At 62.3% G+C, this 1,501-nt stretch carries 1 pseudogene; it reads left to right on the forward strand.

Going from position 1 to position 1,501, the window contains the following annotated elements:
* Window positions 1-1,501, forward strand: a pseudogene (locus AC1MDC_RS28610) (hypothetical protein); the annotation flags it as partial.

Consider the following 1,501-nt stretch of genomic DNA (forward strand, 5'->3'; position numbering starts at 1 on the left):
ATCAAGCTCACCCGCCCCGGTGGCCATGACACCGACGAAGGGCCGGGGCACTCGAAACTGAAAATGACGATCCCCAGGGAAATTCTCGATGGCGGCATCGACAAGGACAACATCGCCGCCGGTGTGCCGATCACCATTGGTCCCTCCGACGACGGCCCGCAGCCTTACGCCAATGCAACGGCCGGCGATTTGGTTCAGGTGACCTGGGGCGGGGTGTTCGTCATCCACGGGCCGCTGACTCAGGAGGAGGCCGACGGTACAGTGCCGCTTGTCGTGCAGATCACCGAGGCAACCATTCGCGAGGCGGGTGACTCCGCAGATGCCGGTCTCGCCGTGGCCTTCGAGCTCTACGACATGGTCGATAACCGCTCCGAAGACTGGAGTTACGAGCAGCGTGTCAGGGTGGAGTCCGATACCGACAGACTGGCCGCCCCCATCTGCAAGGAAGCGGTGAATAACGAGCTGGATGCCGACAAGCTGGGGGATGCCTGTGGCACGGCGCAGATCCTTGCCGTGGACAGCAACAAGTTCAAGGTGGGTGACACCCCCATCGTCCGGCTCAAGGGCACACCGGTTGAAGGGGCACCGATCGACATGGAAATCACCGGCGAGGCGCTGGCCAGTGTCCCCAGCATCCCCGAGATCCCGATACCCAATGCCGCGCTGCGGCAGTTGGCCAAGACCCAGATCAGCCTGTCCTTTCGCCTGAAAAAAGCCGACGGTTCCGCCGACCTGCTGTCCAAGACCCAGTTCATCAATGTCATCGGCGAGATCCAGCGGTTACAGGCCCCGGTCGCCCTCGACGCGGCACAGGGCGCGCTCGATCCGGACTTGGCACAGGCGCGCATCGAGATTCCATTCGACAGCGCCTTTGCGGCCGGCCAGGCGATCAAGCTGATCTGGCTCGGCACCCGGCCTGACCTGAGCACCTACCTGCCTGACCTGCCGCTGCGCCCGATTACCAATGGCGATATCACGGCCGGTGTGCCCTTGCTGATCAACGTCCCGGGCCTTCATCTGAAACAGATCGAAGGCGGCACGCTGGATCTGTATTACCAGTTGCTGATCGACGACGCGGTGCTGGGAACGATGAACCGCGTCAACGCCACCCACGCCATCCGCGACTCGATTCACGCCGAGATCCTGAACGTCGGCGAACCGAGGAAAGAGCTGCCGGAGCCGAAAGTGGACGGCGTGGTGGACGGCGTATTGCCGGCGGACACGGCCGGCACCACGTTGACCGTTGAATACCTGAACACCGTCAAGGATGACGAGGTGACCGGTGTGTGGCTGGGCTCGAAAACCGGTCGGTATGACGACTCGCTCAAGCTGTCCTCGTTTACTGCCGGTCAACCGGTGCCGTTCCCCATCAACGCCGAGTTGATCAAGGACAATGAAGGGGGAACGGTCGAGGCGTTCTACTCCATCAAATGGGCGGATGGACGGCCGACCAGTTATTCCGATGAGAAGGCATTCAGTGTGGGTGTGGCGCTGGACCTGA

It is taken from the genome of Pseudomonas sp. 1 (genome assembly GCF_056626735.1).